This window comes from Gilliamella sp. Choc4-2 (assembly GCF_001690355.1).
Classification (GTDB): Bacteria; Pseudomonadota; Gammaproteobacteria; order Enterobacterales; family Orbaceae; genus Gilliamella; species Gilliamella apicola_A.
In genome coordinates, this window is the sequence record NZ_LZHG01000033.1 from 139,177 (window position 1) to 159,379 (window position 20,203).

Annotated in this window: 20 protein-coding genes, 1 tRNA gene and 1 pseudogene; 13 read left to right on the forward strand and 9 right to left on the reverse strand. The window is 33.4% G+C overall.

Going from position 1 to position 20,203, the window contains the following annotated elements; translation table 11 throughout:
- Positions 1–13: 13 nt before the first annotated feature.
- Positions 14–784, reverse strand: coding sequence for a dimethylargininase (gene ddaH / locus A9G34_RS05245; protein ID WP_065569124.1), 771 nt, complete (start codon positions 782–784; stop codon positions 14–16).
- A gap of 247 nt (positions 785–1,031) precedes the next feature.
- Positions 1,032–1,583, reverse strand: coding sequence for an adenine phosphoribosyltransferase (gene apt, locus A9G34_RS05250; protein ID WP_065569125.1), 552 nt, complete (start codon positions 1,581–1,583; stop codon positions 1,032–1,034).
- A 752-nt stretch (positions 1,584–2,335) separates the two neighbouring features.
- On the opposite strand from apt, the gene A9G34_RS05255 reads away from it, so the two are divergent.
- From A9G34_RS05255 to trhP, 9 genes are all read left to right on the forward strand, one after another.
- Complete coding sequence (locus A9G34_RS05255; protein ID WP_065569126.1) at positions 2,336–3,679, forward strand: vWA domain-containing protein; 1,344 nt, start codon at positions 2,336–2,338, stop codon at positions 3,677–3,679.
- 4 nt (positions 3,680–3,683) lie between these two features.
- A complete protein-coding gene (locus A9G34_RS10580; protein ID WP_065569147.1) occupies positions 3,684–5,132 on the forward strand; it encodes a sensor histidine kinase in 1,449 nt (482 codons plus the stop codon).
- A gap of 2 nt (positions 5,133–5,134) precedes the next feature.
- Positions 5,135–5,818: a response regulator transcription factor gene (locus A9G34_RS05265; RefSeq protein ID WP_034945419.1), complete on the forward strand. Its 684-nt coding sequence runs from the start codon at positions 5,135–5,137 to the stop codon at positions 5,816–5,818.
- Positions 5,819–5,947: 129 nt separating this feature from the next.
- The gene (gene recR / locus A9G34_RS05270; protein ID WP_065569127.1) at positions 5,948–6,553 is read left to right on the forward strand and encodes a recombination mediator RecR; all 606 of its coding nucleotides are present in this window, start codon (positions 5,948–5,950) and stop codon (positions 6,551–6,553) included.
- Between the two features lie 99 nt (positions 6,554–6,652).
- On the forward strand, positions 6,653–7,471 hold the full coding sequence (locus A9G34_RS05275) for a pyridoxal phosphatase (protein WP_065569128.1): 819 nt from the start codon (positions 6,653–6,655) through the stop codon (positions 7,469–7,471).
- 22 nt (positions 7,472–7,493) lie between these two features.
- The gene (truC, locus tag A9G34_RS05280) at positions 7,494–8,201 is read left to right on the forward strand and encodes a tRNA pseudouridine(65) synthase TruC (protein ID WP_051825185.1); all 708 of its coding nucleotides are present in this window, start codon (positions 7,494–7,496) and stop codon (positions 8,199–8,201) included.
- A 246-nt stretch (positions 8,202–8,447) separates the two neighbouring features.
- Entirely contained in the window at positions 8,448–8,669 is a 222-nt protein-coding gene (locus A9G34_RS05285; protein WP_065569129.1) for a hypothetical protein, read from the forward strand.
- Between the two features lie 613 nt (positions 8,670–9,282).
- A tRNA-Cys gene (locus tag A9G34_RS05290) sits at positions 9,283–9,356 on the forward strand.
- Between the two features lie 613 nt (positions 9,357–9,969).
- Entirely contained in the window at positions 9,970–11,313 is a 1,344-nt protein-coding gene (gene trhP, locus A9G34_RS05300; protein WP_065569130.1) for a prephenate-dependent tRNA uridine(34) hydroxylase TrhP, read from the forward strand.
- A gap of 60 nt (positions 11,314–11,373) precedes the next feature.
- Here trhP and proA read toward each other — a convergent pair whose 3' ends face one another.
- The 6 genes from proA to gpt form a co-directional block, all read right to left on the reverse strand.
- The gene (gene proA, locus A9G34_RS05305; RefSeq protein ID WP_065569131.1) at positions 11,374–12,627 is read right to left on the reverse strand and encodes a glutamate-5-semialdehyde dehydrogenase; all 1,254 of its coding nucleotides are present in this window, start codon (positions 12,625–12,627) and stop codon (positions 11,374–11,376) included.
- A gap of 309 nt (positions 12,628–12,936) precedes the next feature.
- Positions 12,937–13,356 carry a hypothetical protein gene (locus A9G34_RS05310; RefSeq protein ID WP_065569132.1) on the reverse strand — a complete coding sequence of 140 codons (420 nt, stop codon included), beginning with the start codon at positions 13,354–13,356 and terminating at the stop codon, positions 12,937–12,939.
- Between the two features lie 40 nt (positions 13,357–13,396).
- Complete coding sequence (locus A9G34_RS05315; RefSeq protein WP_065569133.1) at positions 13,397–13,687, reverse strand: hypothetical protein; 291 nt, start codon at positions 13,685–13,687, stop codon at positions 13,397–13,399.
- 26 nt (positions 13,688–13,713) lie between these two features.
- A complete protein-coding gene (gene proB, locus A9G34_RS05320) occupies positions 13,714–14,817 on the reverse strand; it encodes a glutamate 5-kinase (RefSeq protein WP_065569148.1) in 1,104 nt (367 codons plus the stop codon).
- A 28-nt stretch (positions 14,818–14,845) separates the two neighbouring features.
- A complete protein-coding gene (locus tag A9G34_RS05325; RefSeq protein ID WP_065569134.1) occupies positions 14,846–16,102 on the reverse strand; it encodes an alpha/beta hydrolase in 1,257 nt (418 codons plus the stop codon).
- A gap of 23 nt (positions 16,103–16,125) precedes the next feature.
- The gene (gpt, locus tag A9G34_RS05330) at positions 16,126–16,662 is read right to left on the reverse strand and encodes a xanthine phosphoribosyltransferase (protein ID WP_080715877.1); all 537 of its coding nucleotides are present in this window, start codon (positions 16,660–16,662) and stop codon (positions 16,126–16,128) included.
- Between the two features lie 146 nt (positions 16,663–16,808).
- Between gpt and A9G34_RS05335 the strand changes: the two genes are divergently transcribed.
- The 4 genes and pseudogenes from A9G34_RS05335 to A9G34_RS11120 all read left to right on the forward strand — a co-directional run bounded on the left by A9G34_RS05335 (position 16,809) and on the right by A9G34_RS11120 (position 19,450).
- Positions 16,809–18,272, forward strand: coding sequence for an aminoacyl-histidine dipeptidase (locus A9G34_RS05335; protein WP_065569135.1), 1,464 nt, complete (start codon positions 16,809–16,811; stop codon positions 18,270–18,272).
- A gap of 242 nt (positions 18,273–18,514) precedes the next feature.
- Positions 18,515–18,721, forward strand: a pseudogene (locus A9G34_RS11115) (PAAR-like protein); the annotation flags it as partial.
- A gap of 141 nt (positions 18,722–18,862) precedes the next feature.
- The gene (locus A9G34_RS10970; protein ID WP_255306766.1) at positions 18,863–19,156 is read left to right on the forward strand and encodes a hypothetical protein; all 294 of its coding nucleotides are present in this window, start codon (positions 18,863–18,865) and stop codon (positions 19,154–19,156) included.
- Positions 19,157–19,222: 66 nt separating this feature from the next.
- On the forward strand, positions 19,223–19,450 hold the full coding sequence (locus A9G34_RS11120) for a polymorphic toxin-type HINT domain-containing protein (RefSeq protein ID WP_442902685.1): 228 nt from the start codon (positions 19,223–19,225) through the stop codon (positions 19,448–19,450).
- A 112-nt stretch (positions 19,451–19,562) separates the two neighbouring features.
- Here the strand turns inward: A9G34_RS11120 and A9G34_RS05350 are convergent.
- The coding region (locus A9G34_RS05350) for an IS3 family transposase (RefSeq protein ID WP_141670346.1) at positions 19,563–20,203 on the reverse strand (641 nt) is incomplete at its 5' end.

Below are 20,203 nucleotides of genomic sequence, written 5' to 3' on the forward strand. Positions count from 1 at the left end.
AATTTGGATTGATTCAAAATCGTAATGACATGCAGCTAACACCGCCGTCAACTTTGCGATATTCAGACGTATCTACTTCAATCACATGATAACCCAATGCGATAATTTTGTTTTTGGTTGTTGGGTAACCTGCAGGCATAATTACCTTACCATTAACCCAAATGCAGTTGGCTGCATAACTTTCTTGCTCAGGAATTTCAATGATATTAAGATGTTGAAGTTCAGGTTTCTTAATAAATTCCCCTGCTGCTAATAAATTGTTGTTTTCTAAATAAGCAAGACCTGTTTTTAGATGTAAGACTTTTTCGAGCTTAATTACTGAGCCACATAATCCATATTTTTCTAATATTGCAATGGTTTGATCAGCGCCAGCTTGATTAGTTCGTGCTGATAAACCAATATAATAATGATCACCAACCATCATTATATCGCCTGCTTCAACTGTGCCAGGTGCTGTAATACGTTCAATTTTATTAGGGTAAAATCTTTCAATGGTGTCAGTAATGATTTTGGTTTCATCGCGTCGACTTTTTACACCTGGTCTGGTAATGATGGCACAATGTGGAGTGCAAAGCACTGGATCCTCAACAAATACTGAATCAGGAAAACGTTCATCTGGTGGTAAAATGGTAATATCAACATCACATTGCTGTAATGCCTGAATATATTTATTGTGCTGCTCTAAGGCTCTTTGATAATCAGGCTTTCCTAAGTTAACCGATGTTAGTCCATTTATAAGCGATTTGGCAGGTGTTCTGGTGATAATGTGGCTAATTTTTTTCATTTCAATTTACCTCTTTTAATAATTATGCTTTATTTATGAATAATAATTCATGTTAAAGTGAGTTTCAAGATTAAAATTGATTTTTTATGCATCTTGTGATTTGGTTAATAGGAAATCTAAACAGAGAAATTTATTTTTTTGCTTGTCATAATTGAGGTAGTAAGAAGAGGGGGATTTAAGAGTTAATTAGATAAATTAATGAAGGCATATTTAAAAATAGGGCGATATTTCGCCCTAAATAATGTTTTTATTCGCCTGAAAAATCAACTAATGTAAAACAATTAATTCCCATATTGATTAATTTAGTTTTACCTTGTAGATGAGGTAAGTTAATAACAAAAGCAGCATTTTGAGCGATGCCACCTGCTTTTTGAATTAATTTTGCTGTTGCTGCAACAGTCCCTCCAGTTGCAAGTAAATCGTCGATAATTAAAACTCTTTCACCTTTTTTAATCGCATCTGTATGTATTTCTAGTGTATCGGTACCATATTCAAGTTGATACTCTTCTTTAAATACGTTACGCGGTAACTTATTTGGTTTGCGTACAGGGACAAATCCAACCCCTAAGGCGAGAGCGATTGGTGCAGCAAAGATAAATCCTCGTGCTTCAGTGCCAACGACTTTATCAATGTTTTTATCTTTATAATGTTCGATAAAAAGTTCAACCGATGTTTTAAATGCGATAGGGTTTTCAAGTAGGCTTGTTATGTCACGGAATAAAATCCCTTCTTTAGGGTAATTTGGAATAGTGATGATACTATTTTTTATAAGTGCAAGTTTTTCTTGTAATTGAGTCATATTCAATGCTCTCTAAATATTCTCTATAAGAATGGCTAATTTTTTATTATATACCTTTGCTCTTTATGCTTGCAATAAACAAGGATCACATCGTTGTAAAAAATAAAATTAATTTTTTATCAGGATTTTGTCTTTTGAAAATTTTTAATATTGTTATTAATTTTCATTTAATATTTAGGAAATAGCTGCATTTAACATTATGCATAAATAATAAGAAATAAATTAATACAATTAAATAAGTATTATTTTGCCATAGTAAGCAAATATTTTTATTCATATAAGTATTATTCATTACATTTTTCCAGATTGTAGCTATTGGAATGTATTATTAATTCGATATATTACTTTGCTAAGTATGAAAGGTTATTCCATGATGTTGTTTGAATTATATGTGTAATATGTCAGATTTAATGTGGTTATTTTTGAATAAATTATAGAATATTTTTATTTGAGTATTTTACTTATTAAACTTATAGCGTTGATAATTTATTGTGATGAAGAATTTATTTTTTTCAGTAGATTAGGGTAATAACCTAATTTAAATCCAACATATTGTAAAAATCAAATATTTTCAAGTGATAAGGTTATTTCATTAATATAAAAATGTTTATGTAATGCGAATCTTTTTTCCAATAGGATTTGTCAATGTTTTGGTGTTTTACAATTTTTTACAATTAGATACATCAATTAGACAATTTAATTGATAAAAATACGATAATTGGATAAATTATTCTATGAATGAGGAGTCAACAATGAAATTTATAAAAACATTAGCTGCTATCTGGCTTTCAATATTTACTCTTGGTTGCTATGCAAAATCAGTTGATGATATTCAAATCCGTTCTGAATTAGCATCACCAATTATTTTAGAAAATAATCAAGAAAAAAATTATTTAAAAATATCCCTAACAGGTAAAAAAGTAGATGCATCCGTTCGAGTGCCGATTAATTTGGCGATTGTTATCGATCGTTCAGGTTCTATGTCGGGGCAACGCATTGCAAAAGCGCGAGAAGCTGCAATTTTCGCTGTTAACATGCTTAATGAAGATGATACTTTATCAATTGTTGCTTATGATTATGATGCTAAGGTGATTGTGCCTTCAACTAAAGTTAAAGATAAGCAGAAACTGATTAATCTTATTAATGAAAATATTGTTGCTGGTGGTGGTACAGCTTTATTTGCTGGCTTAAGTAAAGGTATTAATCAAGTCGAAAAACAACTTTCTAAGGACAAAGTGAATCGTATTATTTTACTATCTGATGGACAGGCAAATATTGGACCAACTTCAGTCAGTGAGCTTTCAGATCTGGCAATTATTGCTGCTAAAAAGCATATAGCTATTAGTACGTTTGGTATTGGCGCAGACTATAATGAGTTGTTGATGTCGTCGATTGCTAGTTATAGTGACGGTAATCACGTATTTGTTAATAATTCTTTAGATCTTGAGAATGTGTTTGTACGTGAATTTAATGATGTAATGTCAGCTATTGCGCAAGATGTTATTATTACTATTCAACTAAAAGATGGTGTTAAACCTGTTCGTTTACTCGGTCGTGATGGGGTTATTAAAGATAACCAAGTTACTGTCAGAATGAATCAAATTTATTCAAATCAAGAAAAATATCTTTTATTGGAGGTTATTCCACCTAAAGGTAAAGTTGGTGAAAATAAAACATTAGCTGAAGTTTCTTTTGAATATGATAACTTGCGAACTAAGAAGACCGAAAAAAAGACAGATACCATTAAAATTGCTTATACTGACAGACAAGAGGTTGTTGATGATGCAATTCTTCAAGATGTGGTGGCTGAATCAGAAATACAAAAAGTTACACTTGAAAATGAAAAAGCATTAGAACTTTACAATCAAGGAAATTTAGATGCAGCCAAAAAAATATTGGATGATAATAGCAAAATGCTCGAATCACATGCTTTAAAGTTAAGCAATAGTGCGCCAGAAGCCAGTATAAGATTAAAAGAGCAAATGGAAAAAAATAAGATCATGGCAGATGCTGTTTATAAAGAAGATGAAAAAATTTACCGTAAACAAATGGCGGAAAAACAATACGAATCTAAGCAAAGTGTTATTAAAAAATAAAACGATGAAGAAATTAGCAGCGATTCTATCTATTTTTATATTAATTGCAGCTTTTATTTATTTAGGTTGGCGTAGCATTGAACATGAAGTCTTTATGCGTGAAAATCATGAAAAAATGTTAGCACAAAGCCGAGTCGATAATATAAAATCATCAATTGAATCGTTGTTTAATCAACGTTTGGTTTATCTTACTAGCTTGTTTCAACTTTTGGAAAAAAATGCCGATAGTTTTGATAATTTATTGGCATCACAACCAGATATCAAAAATGCATTCGAAATTCATCGTAATAAAATTATTTATTTAAGTAATAATACAGACTTGCAATGGATTAAAATTGTTGAGTCGATACAGTATGATAATTCTATTTTATTTAGTCCTAATACCTCAAGTGAACTATTTCAGCCAACTTCTGGTTGGTATCAATCTTATGGCTATCTTATTTTTTGGTCAAAGCAAAGGGATACTATTAGAGGTTTTGAGCTTTCACTAATTAACTTTTCATTAGATGTTATTTGTTTATTCGAAAATCAGCCAATTATAGATAATTTCAAATTGTTTGATGGGGATAAACAAATTTATGTTAATGGTGAGTTGCCTTCTGCTAACAATATCAATGTGATGCTTGATTATCCATTACAAAATTGGCAATTGACTTATTATTACTCATCACCAAAGATTGTTAATCTATATTGGTTAGGTGGTTGGGCTCTGGTTATATTTGTTACTTTCATTGTAGGAATTGTTTGGTATGCCTATCGAGATTATACTCGAACTGTTCGTTTAGCCAGACAACAAGTCAGCTTTGTTGGGCAGGTGTCTCATGAGTTTAAAACACCTTTAACCAATATCACGCTTTACTCTGAAATGTTAAAAGAACAGTTGGTTGATGAACCCGAGCCAATTCCAACTTATCTAGATGTCATTTTTAGTGAAAGTAAAAGGCTTACAAGGCTTGTACAAAATGTGCTTAACTTTAATAAGCAGACTAAACTTAATGTCAAACTAGTTAACTTAGCTGGGTTAGTAGAGCGAATTTATCACACATTTAAGCCGATTTTAGATACAAAATCATTACAGCTTAATTTGATTATTAATTGTGATAAGGATTATGTTATTAATACTGATGAAGACAAGGTGATGCAAATTGTCAGTAATTTTTTAAGCAACGCTGAAAAATATGCAGCGGACGGTAAAAAAGTAGACTTGTTACTTAATAAGGAAGAAAAACAGACAGTTATTACAGTACGAGATTATGGAGATGGTATTCCAAATCATCTTTTAAAACAGATCTTTAAACCTTTTTATCGTATCGATTCTTCAATAACTGAAGGAGTTTCTGGAACCGGAATTGGGTTAACCATCGCGAACCAATTAGCATTGCAATTGCGTGGCACAATTGAGGTAACTAATGAGGAGCCTGGCATTGCCTTTTCATTAATTTTATCGGAGTAAAAATGAAAATTTTAATTGCCGAAGATGATCAAAATATCCGTAGGGGTATGTCTGATCTTTTAGAACAAGAAGGATACACTATTATTGAAGCTGAAAATGGTAAATTTGCGTTAGAATTATTTGAGCAGCATCAACCTGATTTTATTATTTTAGATATTATGATGCCTGAACTTGATGGTTACAGTGTTTGTCGTGAAATTCGTAAACAAAATGATGATGTGCCAATTCTGTTTTTATCAGCAAAAGATGAAGAAATTGATCGTGTCGTTGCGCTCGAGCTTGGTGCTGATGATTATATGAATAAACCATTTGGTATTCATGAACTTCGTGCCAGAATTAAAGCGATTGCAAAGCGTTATTTAAAGTCGCAATATCCACAACAAACAATAAATGAATTCTTTATTTTTGGGGATTTAATGATTGAACCTATGGAGTTATGTGCTAAACGTGGTGAACAAATTATAGAGCTTTCTCTACGCCAAATTAAAATACTGGAGTGTTTTTATAAAAATAAAAATCAAGTTGTTACTCGTGATATGTTATTTGATTATGTCTGGGGATATGATTATTCACCAAATAGCCGAACTCTTGATCAGCATATTTCAAAGTTACGCAAACAAATTGAGGTAGATCCTTTAAATCCTATATTAATCAAAACAATTCATGGATTAGGTTATCGTTATTAAAATATTTAAATGTGTTTAAGAATTTTATATACATATAAGTTAAGAAGTTGTGTAATTCTTGTTTTATAGAAGCTTGAAAAAAGGTATTATTAGTGCTAACTCTATTTATTATGATAAATAAACAAATTTATGCAAATTAGTCCTTTATTAGAATCTCTCATGGAAGCTTTCCGTTGTTTACCGGGCGTTGGTCCCAAATCTGCACAGCGAATGGCTTTTCACTTATTACAACGTAATAGACAAGGTGGCATCAAATTAGCGCATGTGCTTCATGAAGCAATGATTAATATCGGTCATTGTCAGCAGTGTAGAACTTTTACAGAAAAAGATATTTGTACTATTTGTGCCAATGTTCGTCGCCAAAGTAGTGGACAACTTTGTGTGGTTGAAACACCTGCTGATATTGTTGCTATTGAACAAACAGGGCAATATAGTGGCCGTTATTTTGTGTTATTGGGACACTTATCGCCATTAGATGGTATTGGACCAAGCGATATTGGTTTGGATTTGCTTAAAAATAAATTGGCTTCTGAATCAATTAATGAAATCATATTGGCTACCAATCCGACCATAGAAGGTGATGCAACAGCAAATTATATTGCGCAAATGTGTTTCGAGTTTAATGTTATTGCAACCCGTATCGCTCATGGTGTGCCGGTCGGTGGTGAATTAGAAATGGTGGATGGAACAACGTTATCGCACTCGTTTGTAGGTCGCCAAAAAATTGAATTCTAATTTGAATTTTATTACTTTTGTTTGTTATAAATTTATCATTCAATGATTGAAGATATTAAATGTTTTATTGGTATATTGAGTTAGGAAACGAGGTCTGATATGAAGTATAAAGCTGTTGCCTTTGATATGGATGGTACGCTATTAACCAGTAACCGTCTAGTTTTGCCTGAAACGATTGATATGATCGAAAAAATCAGTGCTAAAGGTGTTAAAGTTATTTTGGTATCAGGGCGTCATCATTCAGTGATTTATCCTTATTACTATCAACTTAAATTAGCAACGCCTGCGATATGTTGTAATGGCTCATATTTATATGATTTTGAAAGGCAGAAAACTTTCTCTGCAAAACCAATGACTAAAGAACAAGCTAAAATATTGTTAAATTTAGTCAATAAGTTTGGCATTCATACTTTAATTTATACCGATAAAATGATGGTTTATGAAGTGCTTGATGATCACCTTGAAGGGTTTTTCAAGTGGGTAAAATCCTTACCTTTATTTTTACAACCAGAGATCAAAAAAATTGACAACTTTGAGAAATTGATTGATGAAGCTGGTGCTATATTTAAATTTGCTACTAGTAGCCATGATATACCTGCTTTACAACAATTTTCAAATGCAGTTGATTCCTTAGGAGTGTTTTCGTGTGAATGGTCTTGGTCAAATCGAGCAGATGTAGCAGTTAAAGGAAATACCAAAGGAAATGGGTTAACTCACTGGGCAGAGCACGAAAATATTGATTTAAGCGAAATAGTCGCTTTTGGTGACAGTTATAATGACATAAGTATGTTATCTATTGCTGGATTAGGGATTGCGATGGGTAATGCTGATGATGAAGTGAAAGCCAAAGCAAATTATGCCATTGGCGATAATAATGGCCCTAGTATAGCTAAAGAGCTTGAAGAGCTCTTTTTATAATTGATATTTTAATAAATATTCTATGTTTGAAATTCTTTATCAAGATGATGACTTAATTGCCATTAACAAACCATCTGGTTGGCTTGTGCATCGCAGTTGGTTAGATAAAAATGAAACAGTTGTTGTGATGCAAACATTGCGTGATCAAATCGGTCAACATGTATTCCCTATACATAGGCTAGATAGACCAACCTCTGGTGTTTTGTTGTTTGCTCTTTCTAGTGATGTAGCAAGAATTATGTCAGAAGAATTTGCAAAAAAACAAATTGAAAAAACGTATCATGCGATTGTGCGCGGTTATGTTGAGGGGGAAGCGGTGATTGATTACCCTTTAGTTGAAGAATTAGATAAAATTGCAGATAAATTTTCTAATAAGAATAAATCAGCACAAGATGCAGTCACATTTTACAAATCTATCAGCAAAATTGAAGTTCCGATTAAGGTTAGCAAATTTGAAACAGCAAGGTATAGTTTTGTTGAATTAAAACCACAAACAGGCCGTAAACATCAACTACGTCGCCATATGAAACATATTTTCCATCCGATATTGGGGGATAGCAAACATGGTGATTTACATCAGAATCGTGCATTTGCAACTTATTTTAATATCAAACGATTGATGTTACACGCAAGCAAACTTGAAATCACACATCCAACCCAACATAAACCAATAGTTATTGAAGCTAAATTAGATCAAAGTTGGCAAGATATCCTTTTAAATTTTAAATAGTAGTCATTATTCCATATTACTTTGTAATTATTTGATTACCTAGTATTATTTAACTTATTTCCTTTGATGTTGTTTATTTTACCAAAGGGAGTTTATGTAATATATTAATTATAATTTAAATTGATAATGAAATTTTTAAGTGTATTTTATTAGGGTTTATGGTAACTGCATGTTCCAATAATGATTCTCCTGAACAAGTAGCAAAAAAATTTACTACAGCAATCTACAAAGGTGATTCAGATACTTATGAATCTTATAAATTTTCCTAAAGATAATGATAATAAAGGTATGGATATGCGAATGTTCGTTAAAAGAAAAATACAAGAAGTACTACAGCGAGGTAAACAATTTGCTGATGAACATGGTGGAATTGATAAAGTCAAATCTGAACCCGTAAAATATACTAATGATGAAAAAAACATATCAGTGATTAAGGCTGATGGTAACTGGCTAATTAATCTTAAATAAAATAGCTATGTTATAGCAAATATAGATTACTCTTTCAAAGAATCTAAAAAAGCTAATATTGTATCAACTTTAGCTGAGTTTATAACGCCTGGATTAGCCGAAACATATGCTATAGCGAAACCTAATTTTATATCTAATAAGCAACAGTAACAAATTGTTAGTGATCTTTTAACAAAACAAGGGGAAGCTTTCATATTAACCCCCTCGTGAAGAGCTGCATCTTTATTGTACAACGTTACTTTTTGATTCCATTATCAAATTTCAACCCGATTTTAATGTTAATTGGCAATCAATCAATTTTCCATTTCTAAGTGGTGTTTATTTATTTCCTAGTGATTTTGCGAATAACAATGATATTACATAGATTTATAGACATCCTTCAACACAATAAAATGTCGTTATTTTGTGTAAATTGAGGTGGCATATCATATTAACTGCAGTTAAAATTTTTTATCAATACTAAAATTAGTATGATTAATTACCATATAACCTTGGAATGATTAAATAAATTTCAATTTCAAATATGACTGATGTAATTATAATCTATTTTACCTTGACCTCTTAATAAGCCAATGCTAATATTTGCAACCTATTCATATAGAACGCTCTATACGGCGCGTTGGCAGAGTGGTCATGCTGCGGATTGCAAATCCGTCTACCTCGGTTCGATTCCGGGACGCGCCTCCATTTTAATAATCTTTATTTAGAATAATCTTATAATCACTTTATGCGAATTTGTCATTAATCAAATATTGTATATTAACGATTTATATTAACTTTAAATATTTCAACATGTTTTTAATATTTATTTTTTAGTTTATTGAGATAGGCTATGAGCTATTTTAATTATCATGCGAAAGCAAAGAATCTAATAAAAAAAGGTTGTCTTATTCGGTATGAATTTGTAGATAATTGGAATAACATTAAACCGGCATTAGTTTTATATTTTAATGGGGCTAAACCTATGCCTATTAGGGAATATCGCTGGAGTGAATATTTACCTTTACTTAATAATGCTGATTAAATTATTTGCAATAAATGTTTTATCTATAATTTAATTTTCTGTCTTTATACAATAAGATATTTATTAACTTTTAGTGCAGTAGGCTTATAAACATTTGCTATGCTGATAATAGCTGATTTATTTGCTTTGCTTTTAAATAAAGCTAAATATGGTGATACTTTGATTGCTTTGATAATATATATTTGCCAATCAAAATTCTAAAGCGTAAAATGCCCTCTATTTTGCTTAACCTATTACTTAATATGTAATACTGACTTGAAATCAGAGGCATTTTTGATGACACTTTTATATGCTAAACCAGAATTACTTTCTCCTGCCGGTTCTTTAAAAAATATGCGTTATGCGTTTGCCTATGGGGCTGATGCGGTATATGCAGGGCAACCTAGATATAGTTTGCGGGTTCGTAATAATGAATTTAATCATGAAAATTTAGCAATTGGTATTAACGAAGCCCATGCTCAAGGCAAAAAGTTTTATGTGGTAGTTAATATTGCTCCTCATAATTCTAAACTCAAAACTTTTATTCGTGATTTAGAACCCATTGTAAATATGAAACCTGATGCTTTCATCATGTCAGATCCAGGTTTAATCATGTTAGTTCGCGAACATTTTCCTGATATGGAAATTCACTTATCTGTACAATCGAACGCTGTTAACTGGGCAACAGTAAAATTTTGGCATCAAATGGGATTAACTCGAGTCGTTTTATCGCGTGAATTATCACTTGATGAAATTGCTGAAATCCGTGAAAAAGTTCCTGAAATGGAGTTAGAAGTGTTTATCCATGGCGCATTGTGTATGGCATATTCTGGGCGCTGCTTGCTTTCGGGCTATATTAATAAGCGTGATTCAAATCAAGGAACATGCACTAATGCCTGCCGTTGGGAATATAAAGTTGCTGAGGGTAAAGAAGACGAAGTGGGGCAAATTATACATAAATGTGAACCAATCTCGGTAAAACAAGTTGAACCAACATTAGGAATTGGTCAAACTACTAGTAAAGTATTTATGCTTGAAGAATCAGGTCGCCCAGGTGAATATATGCAAGCTTATGAAGATGAGCATGGTACATATATTATGAACTCAAAGGATTTAAGAGCAGTGGAACTAGTTGATGATTTAACAAAAATTGGTGTCCATTCGCTCAAGATTGAAGGAAGAACTAAATCTTTTTATTATTGTGCAAGAACAGCACAAGTGTATCGCCAAGCTATTGATTCTGCGAGTGAAGGTAAGCCTTTTGATCCTCGCTTGTTACAAGAGCTTAATGCACTTGCTCATCGAGGGTATACGGAAGGATTTTTACGTCGCCATAAGCATGAAGAAATGCAAAACTACGAACATAGCCATTCAGTTTCGGAAAGGCAGCAATTTGTTGGTGAGTTTTCTGGTAAACGATTAAATGGGTTGGCTGAAGTTATCGTAAAAAATAAATTCTCTGTTGGAGATAGCGTTGAAATTATGACACCGAAGGGTAATAAAACTTTCACGATTGAGCGAATGGAAAACAAAAAAGGACAACCTGTTCCTGCTGGTTTAGGTGATGGACATATTGTTTATATTCCAATTCCTGAAGAAATCGATTTAAATTATGCATTATTAATGCGTAATTTTGATTAGTTTGGTTAAGCATAAAAAACTGTTCGGAATGCTCGAACAGTTATATTAAACAGAATCTTATTATTGACGAATTAAATTGTCTCCATAACCTATCCATTTATAGGTAGTTAAAGCTTCGAGCCCCATTGGTCCGCGTGCATGTAGTTTTTGTGTACTAACTGCTACTTCTGCACCTAATCCAAATTGCCCACCATCAGTAAAACGTGTTGATGCATTGACATAAACTGCAGCTGCATCAACCTGATTTACGAACTGTTCTGCATTAAGCAAGTTACGCGTGAGAATGGATTCTGAATGACCCGTACCATATTTGCGGATATGCTCTACAGCCAGCTCAAGTGAATCAACAATGATCACGTTTAAATCTTTTGATAACCATTCTTGCTGTAATTCTTCATTTTTTACTGGTAGGATAGTTGCATTACCTGTTTTTAATATGTCATAACAGTCTTGGTCGGTATGTAATACGACGTTATTATCTGCCATGACCTGACAAAGTTTTGGTAAAAACTGCTCTGCAATATTTCGGTGGACTAGTAACGTTTCAAGCGTATTACAAGTGCTTGGACGCTGAGTTTTGGCGTTGGCAATAATTGGTAGAGCATTATCAAAATTAGCACTTTCATCAATAAAAATGTGACAGACTCCAATACCACCAGTAATGACGGGTATTGTTGAATGCTCACGGCATAATTTATGTAAAGATGCACCACCCCGGGGGATAATCATATCGATATACTTATCGAGTTTAAGTAACTCATGGATATATTTACGATCAGGATTATTAATACATTGGACAGCTGTTTGAGGTAAACCAACTTGCTTTAACGCTTTTTGGATAACAGAAATTGTGGACATATTAGTATTGATTGTTTCTTTACCCCCGCGAAGTATTGCGGCATTGCCAGTTTTTAAACAAAGAGCTGCAATATCAATTGTTACATTTGGTCGAGCTTCGTAAATCGCACCAATAACGCCAAGCGGCACTCTGTGACGGTGTAACTTCAAGCCGTTTTCTAAAGTAGAACCATCAATGATTTGACCAATAGGATCAGTTAATGAAATGATTTTACGGACATCATTGGTGATAGATGATAGTCGTTTGGGGGTTAACAATAATCGATCAAGAATTGCTTCATTTAACTCTTGCTCTTTTGCCAATTTAATATCTTCCTTATTAGCGGCAAGAATTGTTGCACTGTGTTCTTCTAATAAATCAGCAATAATAGTTAAAGCTTTATTTTTAGTTGAAGTAGGGCATTGTGCCAATTGATATGAAGCAAGCTTGGCCGCTTTACCTATTTGTTGTAACATTATTGTTGCCTCTAAAGTTTATTTTTTACAATTCTATTTGCTAAGTGGTATTTTTTATAAAATAATTTTTTGCATAACGTTAATATTATATTGAAATTTGCCAAAAAATTTTTATTTCATTATTTACTTGGTGTTTTTCTACATTTTATTCATCTCTTAATGCCGATGATAGATATCAAAAGTATACGTTTCTTGTAAAGAAATAAAATCTAAGTAGGATATAACAATAATATTTTTCTATTTAAGTATTACTGTATGAATAAAAATAAGAGCAAAGAACAGTACTTCTTTGCTCTAATAAGCATCAATTTATGACTCTTTATCTTTTAAAACTGTATGTAAAGTGTTTAAAAACTCTGTTTTTGTGTCATTATCTAAAACACTTAAAGATATCTTTAAAGTAGATTCCTGTTTAGTTATTTTATTACAGTATTCTATAAATACTTTTTTAGGCTCATATCTAATAGATTTGATTTCATCGAAAAGCACGTTTATATTGCTTCTTATTAGTGCTGGTCTGAATGTAATAAAATCTTCACCAATGGTAATATATACCATAAAATATTGCAAAATTGATATAACTAGTATAGATAGTAACGGTGCAATGTTATACCCGAATTTTGGAGATATGACTAACATTGCTATGATAGCAATGATACAAAAGACAATACCAAACATTGCCAAATGTCGTGCATAAAATTGTTTAATGGTTTGATTTTTTGATTCCATTTTTTTTATCCTATATGTTGTTGTAATATCTTTTTATGTTCTAAAAATGACGTCTTTCTTCTAAAGATTTTGCATTTTCTTGACTTATAATTTTTCTTCCACCGAGAACACCAATTAATCCTAACGGTACAAAAAGAATACTACCTATAATGATTAATATACCTCCAATTTTTTTATTATGTGTTGTAATAATTAATCCTATAGTAGCAACCAAAGCAAAAATAATAACCAATGGTAAAAGTATCTGAGATGCCTCATCATATTTTAATGAAACATTAATATAAAATACTGCCAACCAATTGGCAATTATACCAACAATAGCTAATTCCATAATTTTCTTTCCTTATTGTTTATTACTTAATTAATTAACATATCATCACGGTGAACAGCAACATGACCATATTCATAGCCAATAATTTTGCTAATTTCTTGCGAATGATGCCCTGCAATTTGCCTTAAAGCATCATTATTATAACGACTAACACCGCACGCAAAGGGTTTGCCAAATTTATCGCAAATATCAATAACTTCACCGCGAGAAAAATTTTTCTCTACGCTGATAATCCCTTTAGGTAATAGCGAGCTACCATTATTTAAAATTGCATTAACAGCACCATCATCTAATAACACTTTGCCTGCTTTTGGTGCACCAAACAACCAGTGTTTACGATGTTCTAGTGGTGTTTTTTGTGGTAAAAAATGTGTTCCAATAGGTTTATTATTGACAATATCAATAATAACATTTGGTTTATTTCCTGCAGCGATAATAACTTCTATACCTGCACTTCCAGCTACTTCAGCTGCTTGTAATTTTGTGCTCATCCCACCCGTACCTAACCCTGAAACACTACCTCCGGCGATACTTCGTAAATTATCGTCAATATGATCAATTTCATGAATTAACTTGGCACTTTTATCAGCTCTTGGATCGGCTGTATAAAGACCTTCAATATCAGTTAATAAAATCAACTTATCAGCTTCGGCTAAAATGGCAGCTAGCGCTGATAAGTTATCATTATCGCCAACTTTAATTTCTGCGGTTGCAACAGCATCATTTTCATTGATGATTGGAATGATATGATTAACTAACATTGCTTTTAAAACGTCTTGTGCATTTAAAAATCTTTCACGATCTTCAAGGTCTGCACGGGTAAGTAACATTTGACCAATATAGATCTTATAGATAGAAAATAGCTGTTCCCAAAGTTGAATAAGCTTACTTTGTCCAACAGAAGCGAGTAATTGCTTTGAAGCAACGGTATTAGGTAGAGAAGGGAAGTTAAGATATTCACGTCCTGCTGCAATTGCACCAGATGTAACAATGATAATTTTATGCCCATCTTGATGTAGGCTTGCGCATTGCCTTATCAACTCAACTATTTGTGCTCGATTAAGTTGTTTCGTTCCACCTGTTAGTACACTGGTACCTAATTTAACAACTAGGGTTTGTTGTTTTTTAATAGTCATAGCATATTCTTATTTTTTCACGTTATATAACAGACTTCATCCAATTTACTGATTGTGTTAACGCCTTATGCAAACTTTTTTGTAACTGTGTTTTAGGTACAGTTATTACTTTATTTTGTTTGATTGAATGAATTAATTTTGCTTCACAAAGATCACTTAACTTATCACCCTTAAAGAGGATATTCATAACAGGCACATGACAAGAATGAGTTAAAAGTCCTTGATTTTTTAGTGAAAAATAATTTAATTCTGCTGCCAATTGTTGGTTGGATATTGAAGGTAATCCCAAACGGCTAGCTAACATATCTTTATAACTATTCGGTAGATTTTTTTGCAGATCTTTATCAACAAAGATTTGATGAATAAACGGAGTAAAATTAAATACGCCTTTTATTTTATTTGGCATCAAATAAGCTAAGCGTGTAGCAATATGCGAACCAAACCTAAATCCAGCAACAATAATCCGATGATCATCTATCCATGGAACAGAAGACAACTGCTCTAATATAGCTTGATGAATTTGGCTACTATTTTGTGATAAAGCAAAGTTACGGCTATAACCAACAGTTGGTAGATCAACAGTTAGCATGGCAAATCCATGCGGCGCTAAAAATTCACTAAAATAACGATAATAATCGATCTGCAAATTGCCTAACGCATTACAAATCAACACAACAGGGCAAGTCCCTTCGCATTTTGGTAAATGTAAAATTGTTTTGACACTACGATTATCGACTTTAAATTCCAGTTCTTTTATCAAAAATGGCGAAAATTGAAGAGCTTTTGCATAATATTGATAAGCGCATGTTTGGGCATACATTGCTAGCTGGTCATTTTTAAAATGAGGATAACTAGCAATACTTGCATATATGCTGGCTATAAGATAATAATTGTGTAAATTATTTTTATTTTCATCTATAAGATTTGCTTCATCAATTGATTCAGCTTTAGCTTGCCATACTGCCGCTTGATTTAAAAATTCATAGGTCCAGTTGCCAGATTGATAACCAACAACAGTGTCTAGCCAGGTATCATTTGTGTGGATTCGAGTTGAAGCGGCAATTTTTGATAAAACCGCTTCAGCCTCTAATTTGGGTAATCCACGCCAATGCCATAAAATGGGATTAATAATTCGATACCATCTGAAGTCAATTTCCCCATCTAGGGTGCTAATGCTACTACCATTACTATTATCAATGCGATTGATAAGTGTTGAAGTTTCAGGATAATCAAATTGTGGTTTAAATATCTGTTCAGTTAGATTTTCGGTAGTTGCCATAACAACCTTAACTTCCTTATCAATTATTTATGATCGCTAATAGGTTTAACAAACATGACTCCTGTATCCCATGGCTGTTCAATCCAAGTATCTTGTGCAATATCGACAACATAATCATCAACAAGTGGTTTGCCAGCAGGTTTTGCAAAAATAGTAACAAAGTGAGCTTTTGGGTATATTTCACGGATAGTATGAGCGGTATTACCAGTATCGACCAAATCATCAACAACAATAAAACCTTCACCATCGCCATTAGCTTGTTTTAATATTAATTTTTCTCTTTGGTGATCATGATCATAACTTGAAATGCAAACAGTATCGACATAGCGAATACTTAATTCTCGGGCTAAGATAGCAGCAGGCACTAATCCACCACGGCTAACGGCAATAATACCTTTCCATTGATTTGCAGGTAATAAGCGCTCAGAAAGTTGGCGCCCATAGGATTGCAACATTTCCCAAGTAACATTGAATTTTTTCTTTTCAGCAATAAGCTCTGCCTTATGTTGTTTTTTGGCTTGTATTTCTTCTTCTGTTAATAAAATTTGATCTGTTGACATTGAGTAACCTGCAATTTTAATCGATTGTATGAATAAATAAATATTAATGAACTAAAAATAGATGTAAAATTGCACCTTATTATAATGTGATTCAATAAAAAAAACCACTCATTAATTTATTACATACTTAATATTGAGGTTATATTATGCTTTCTACCTTAACGCCTAAATTTGTTTGGCAGATTTTTAATGATATTTGTAAAATTCCGCACCCATCTCACCATGAACAAATGATAACTAAATATATTGTCGATTTTGCTAATACTCATGGTATTGATTGCAAACTTGATAAAGTAGGTAATATTTTGTTAAGTAAACCTGCTACCAAAGGTATGGAAGACTGCCCATCAATTGCATTACAGGCTCACATGGACATGGTGCCACAAAAAAATGAAGGTACTAGTCACGACTTTTTAACTGATCCAATTCAAGCTTATGTCGATGGCGAATGGGTAAAAGCCAAAGGAACGACATTAGGTGCTGATAATGGCGTTGGGTTAGCATCTGCGTTAGCCGTTTTAATCGATCCTGCTGTTGAACATGGACCGATTGAAGTATTGATAACAGTATCAGAAGAAACTGGGATGCACGGTGCCTTTGGTTTACAACCTAATTGGTTAAAAAGTCACTATCTAATTAATACTGATTCTGAAGATGAAGGCGAAATATTTACAGGATGTGCTGGCGGCGTTGACTTTACTACAACCTTTGCCGTTACTTATGCAGTAATGCCAGAAAAGCATGATTGTTATATGAATATTTCACTTAAAGGATTAAAAGGTGGACATTCAGGTTGTGATATTCATCTTGGTCGTGGTAATGCAATTAAATTGATGGCTCGCTTTTTAGCGCAATATGCACAAGATATCTCGTTTAGATTAGCTGATATAAAAGGTGGTTCACTACGTAATGCAATCCCAAGAGAAGCCTTTATTGAAATTACACTAAATAAACAAGATCTGCCAAAATTAGAAGCCATTGTTAAACAATATCAAACAATTTTACACAATGAGTTAGGTCATGTAGAGCCTGCTATCGAAATAACGTTATCGGAGGTTGAATCAAACAAAGTAAAACGCGTATTAACTACAGAACATCAAAATAAAATTATAAGCTGGTTAAATTCAGCGCCTAATGGTGTAGTTAGAATGAGTAATCAACTTCATGGTGTGGTTGAAACATCGCTCAATTTAGGTATTGTTAGTATTGAGGACAATCAACTTAATGCCCATTTTCTAATTCGTTCTCAAGTCGATAGTGCTAAAGATGCGGTTGTATCAACATTGACATCACTTAGTCAATTAGCAGATGCCAATTATGAAATAAGCGGTGGTTATTCAGGATGGGAACCTAATTTAGATTCACAACTACTAAAATTAGCCAAAGATAAATATCACGAAATTTTTTCTCAGCAAGCAAAAATAATGGTGATTCATGCAGGTCTTGAATGTGGTTTATTCAAACAAAGTTACCCAAATATGGATATGATATCAATTGGACCAACGATTGTTTCACCGCATTCACCAGATGAAAAAGTTAACATTCAAAGTGTTTATCGTTATTGGGAATTATTGATAGCGATATTAAAATCAGCAAACCACCTAAAATAATCTAACGTGTACCTGCCGATCTTTATCGGTAGGTATTTTGAAGATATTGCTCGTGTTTATATTTACTAAAAAAACAATTCAAAGAAGAATTAGAGTTAATTAAAAATCCTAAAAAATGGGCTGAATATGCCTTTTCAAGCCTTAATCATCAACAATATTATGTGACAATCTTAGCAGGAGAAACTCCCTTAGCTTGTATAAATAATTCATTTTATGGAATAGACCTTAGCTTTTTAGAATAAATAAACGGATGTAAAGTCTGCACCGCCGCCGATAAAATCCCAATAACCAATATACCCGCATTTGGGATATGTCAAAAAACGCAACAACCTTGCGTACCGGTTCCGTTAGAATGGAAAGACACCTACAAAGTAAAAGTCAAAGGCAACCAAACCCTACTCTATAAAAGCACCTTACCGTGCAGTTTGGGCGGCAAAATAGAATTTATAACCAGCGGACAAATCCCCGTAAGCCGAGAAGACTTAGATAAACTGACCGAAGAAAACGCCGAAGACCCACCGCAAGAAGAAGAAGGCTTAAGTTGGTGGGATGCAGTAGAAATAGTACCCTTTGCAGGCGGTGTGGTCGGTATGGTACGTTCAGGAATTAAAGGAGACTGGGTAGGATTTGGATTGAGCGCAGCCTTTTTAGCACTAGATATAGGAGGTTTATTTTCATTTGGCGCAGGAAATGCCGCTTCAGCAGCAGTAAAAACAGCAAAACTGGCCAAAGCGGCCAGTAAAGTAGGTAAGGCAGCATCCAAAATAAGTAAAGCCGCCCTAACCGCAGGCGGAAAACTGCTAACCAAAGCAAGTGCTAAAGTAGCAGCCAAAGCCCTTGCCAAAAAAGCCGACGACATAGCCATACGATACGGCAAAGTATGAGTATTCGCCTGTTTCCCGGCCGGAACGCCTGTTCACACACAGCAAGGCATAAAAAAAATAGAACAAATACGCGAGGGAGATCGGGTATGGTCGCAAAACCCAACCGGTGGCGAAATAAGCCTAAAAAAAGTAACCGCCATAATCCGCAAACAGATAGACACCACCGTACAAATAGAACTGGAAGGCGAAACCATAGAAACCACCGCCGAACACCCCTTCTACACCAAACAAGGCTGGAAAGATGCCGCCGACCTCACCGAACAAGACCACATACAAACCAAAAATAAAAAATAGTACCGCGTAAAAAGACAAAACTTTCTTTATACTAAGAAAAAAGTCTATAATTTTGAAGTTGAAGACTGGCACTGTAAATGCCCCAAACTTAGCACACAACTCACGTAGAAAATTAAGCTGCTTGTTTTAGTGTTTTATACTCAATCGGTGTCATGTTATTTAACGCCTCATGCGGTCTTTCGGTGTTATAAATCGTTAGCCATTCTTCGGTTATTCTCCTTGCTTGCGCTAGGTTGTTAAAAAGATATAAATCTAACACTTCAGTTCGATAAGTCCGGTTAAATCGTTCAATGTAACCATTTTGATAAGGGCTACCGGGCTTTATATAATCAATGGTTATATCATGTAATTTAGCCCAGTTTATAAAGGTTTTTCCTGTAAATTCTGGTCCATTATCAACTCGTATTTTTAATGGATATCCATGATATTCGGCCAGTTTATCTAAGTAACGGGTAATCCTTCCTGCTGGTAAGCTTACTGCAATATCAATCCCTAACGCCTCACGATTAAAGTCATCGATGACATTGAATGTTCTAAAGCGACGTTGATTACGACTACTGTCACTCATAAAATCCATTGACCAACATTCACCTTGTTTATTGGGGACTAATAACCTTTCCGGGCATCGTAGAGGAATACGTTTTTTACGCTTTACCCTGAGGTTAAGCTTTAATTCACAATACACCCGATATACCCGTTTATGATTCCATTTATAGCCGAGCTTTCTGATACGATTAAAACATTTAGGAAAAC

Bases quoted from the DNA above. Each gene is read 5' to 3' on its own strand.
- A9G34_RS10970 (WP_255306766.1), top strand. From the start codon at position 18,863: ATGGTACGTTCAGGAATTAAAGGAGACTGGGTAGGATTTGGATTGAGC.
- A9G34_RS05310 (WP_065569132.1), bottom strand. From the start codon at position 13,356: ATGGAATCAAAAAATCAAACCATTAAACAATTTTATGCACGACATTTG.
- A9G34_RS05325 (WP_065569134.1), bottom strand. From the start codon at position 16,102: ATGGCAACTACCGAAAATCTAACTGAACAGATATTTAAACCACAATTT.
- ddaH (WP_065569124.1), bottom strand. From the start codon at position 784: ATGAAAAAAATTAGCCACATTATCACCAGAACACCTGCCAAATCGCTT.
- A9G34_RS10580 (WP_065569147.1), top strand. From the start codon at position 3,684: ATGAAGAAATTAGCAGCGATTCTATCTATTTTTATATTAATTGCAGCT.
- A9G34_RS05285 (WP_065569129.1), top strand. From the start codon at position 8,448: ATGAATCTTATAAATTTTCCTAAAGATAATGATAATAAAGGTATGGAT.
- trhP (WP_065569130.1), top strand. From the start codon at position 9,970: ATGACACTTTTATATGCTAAACCAGAATTACTTTCTCCTGCCGGTTCT.
- A9G34_RS05275 (WP_065569128.1), top strand. From the start codon at position 6,653: ATGAAGTATAAAGCTGTTGCCTTTGATATGGATGGTACGCTATTAACC.
- apt (WP_065569125.1), bottom strand. From the start codon at position 1,583: ATGACTCAATTACAAGAAAAACTTGCACTTATAAAAAATAGTATCATC.
- truC (WP_051825185.1), top strand. From the start codon at position 7,494: ATGTTTGAAATTCTTTATCAAGATGATGACTTAATTGCCATTAACAAA.
- A9G34_RS05335 (WP_065569135.1), top strand. From the start codon at position 16,809: ATGCTTTCTACCTTAACGCCTAAATTTGTTTGGCAGATTTTTAATGAT.
- A9G34_RS05265 (WP_034945419.1), top strand. From the start codon at position 5,135: ATGAAAATTTTAATTGCCGAAGATGATCAAAATATCCGTAGGGGTATG.
- proA (WP_065569131.1), bottom strand. From the start codon at position 12,627: ATGTTACAACAAATAGGTAAAGCGGCCAAGCTTGCTTCATATCAATTG.
- A9G34_RS05255 (WP_065569126.1), top strand. From the start codon at position 2,336: ATGAAATTTATAAAAACATTAGCTGCTATCTGGCTTTCAATATTTACT.
- gpt (WP_080715877.1), bottom strand. From the start codon at position 16,662: ATGTCAACAGATCAAATTTTATTAACAGAAGAAGAAATACAAGCCAAA.
- recR (WP_065569127.1), top strand. From the start codon at position 5,948: ATGCAAATTAGTCCTTTATTAGAATCTCTCATGGAAGCTTTCCGTTGT.
- A9G34_RS05315 (WP_065569133.1), bottom strand. From the start codon at position 13,687: ATGGAATTAGCTATTGTTGGTATAATTGCCAATTGGTTGGCAGTATTT.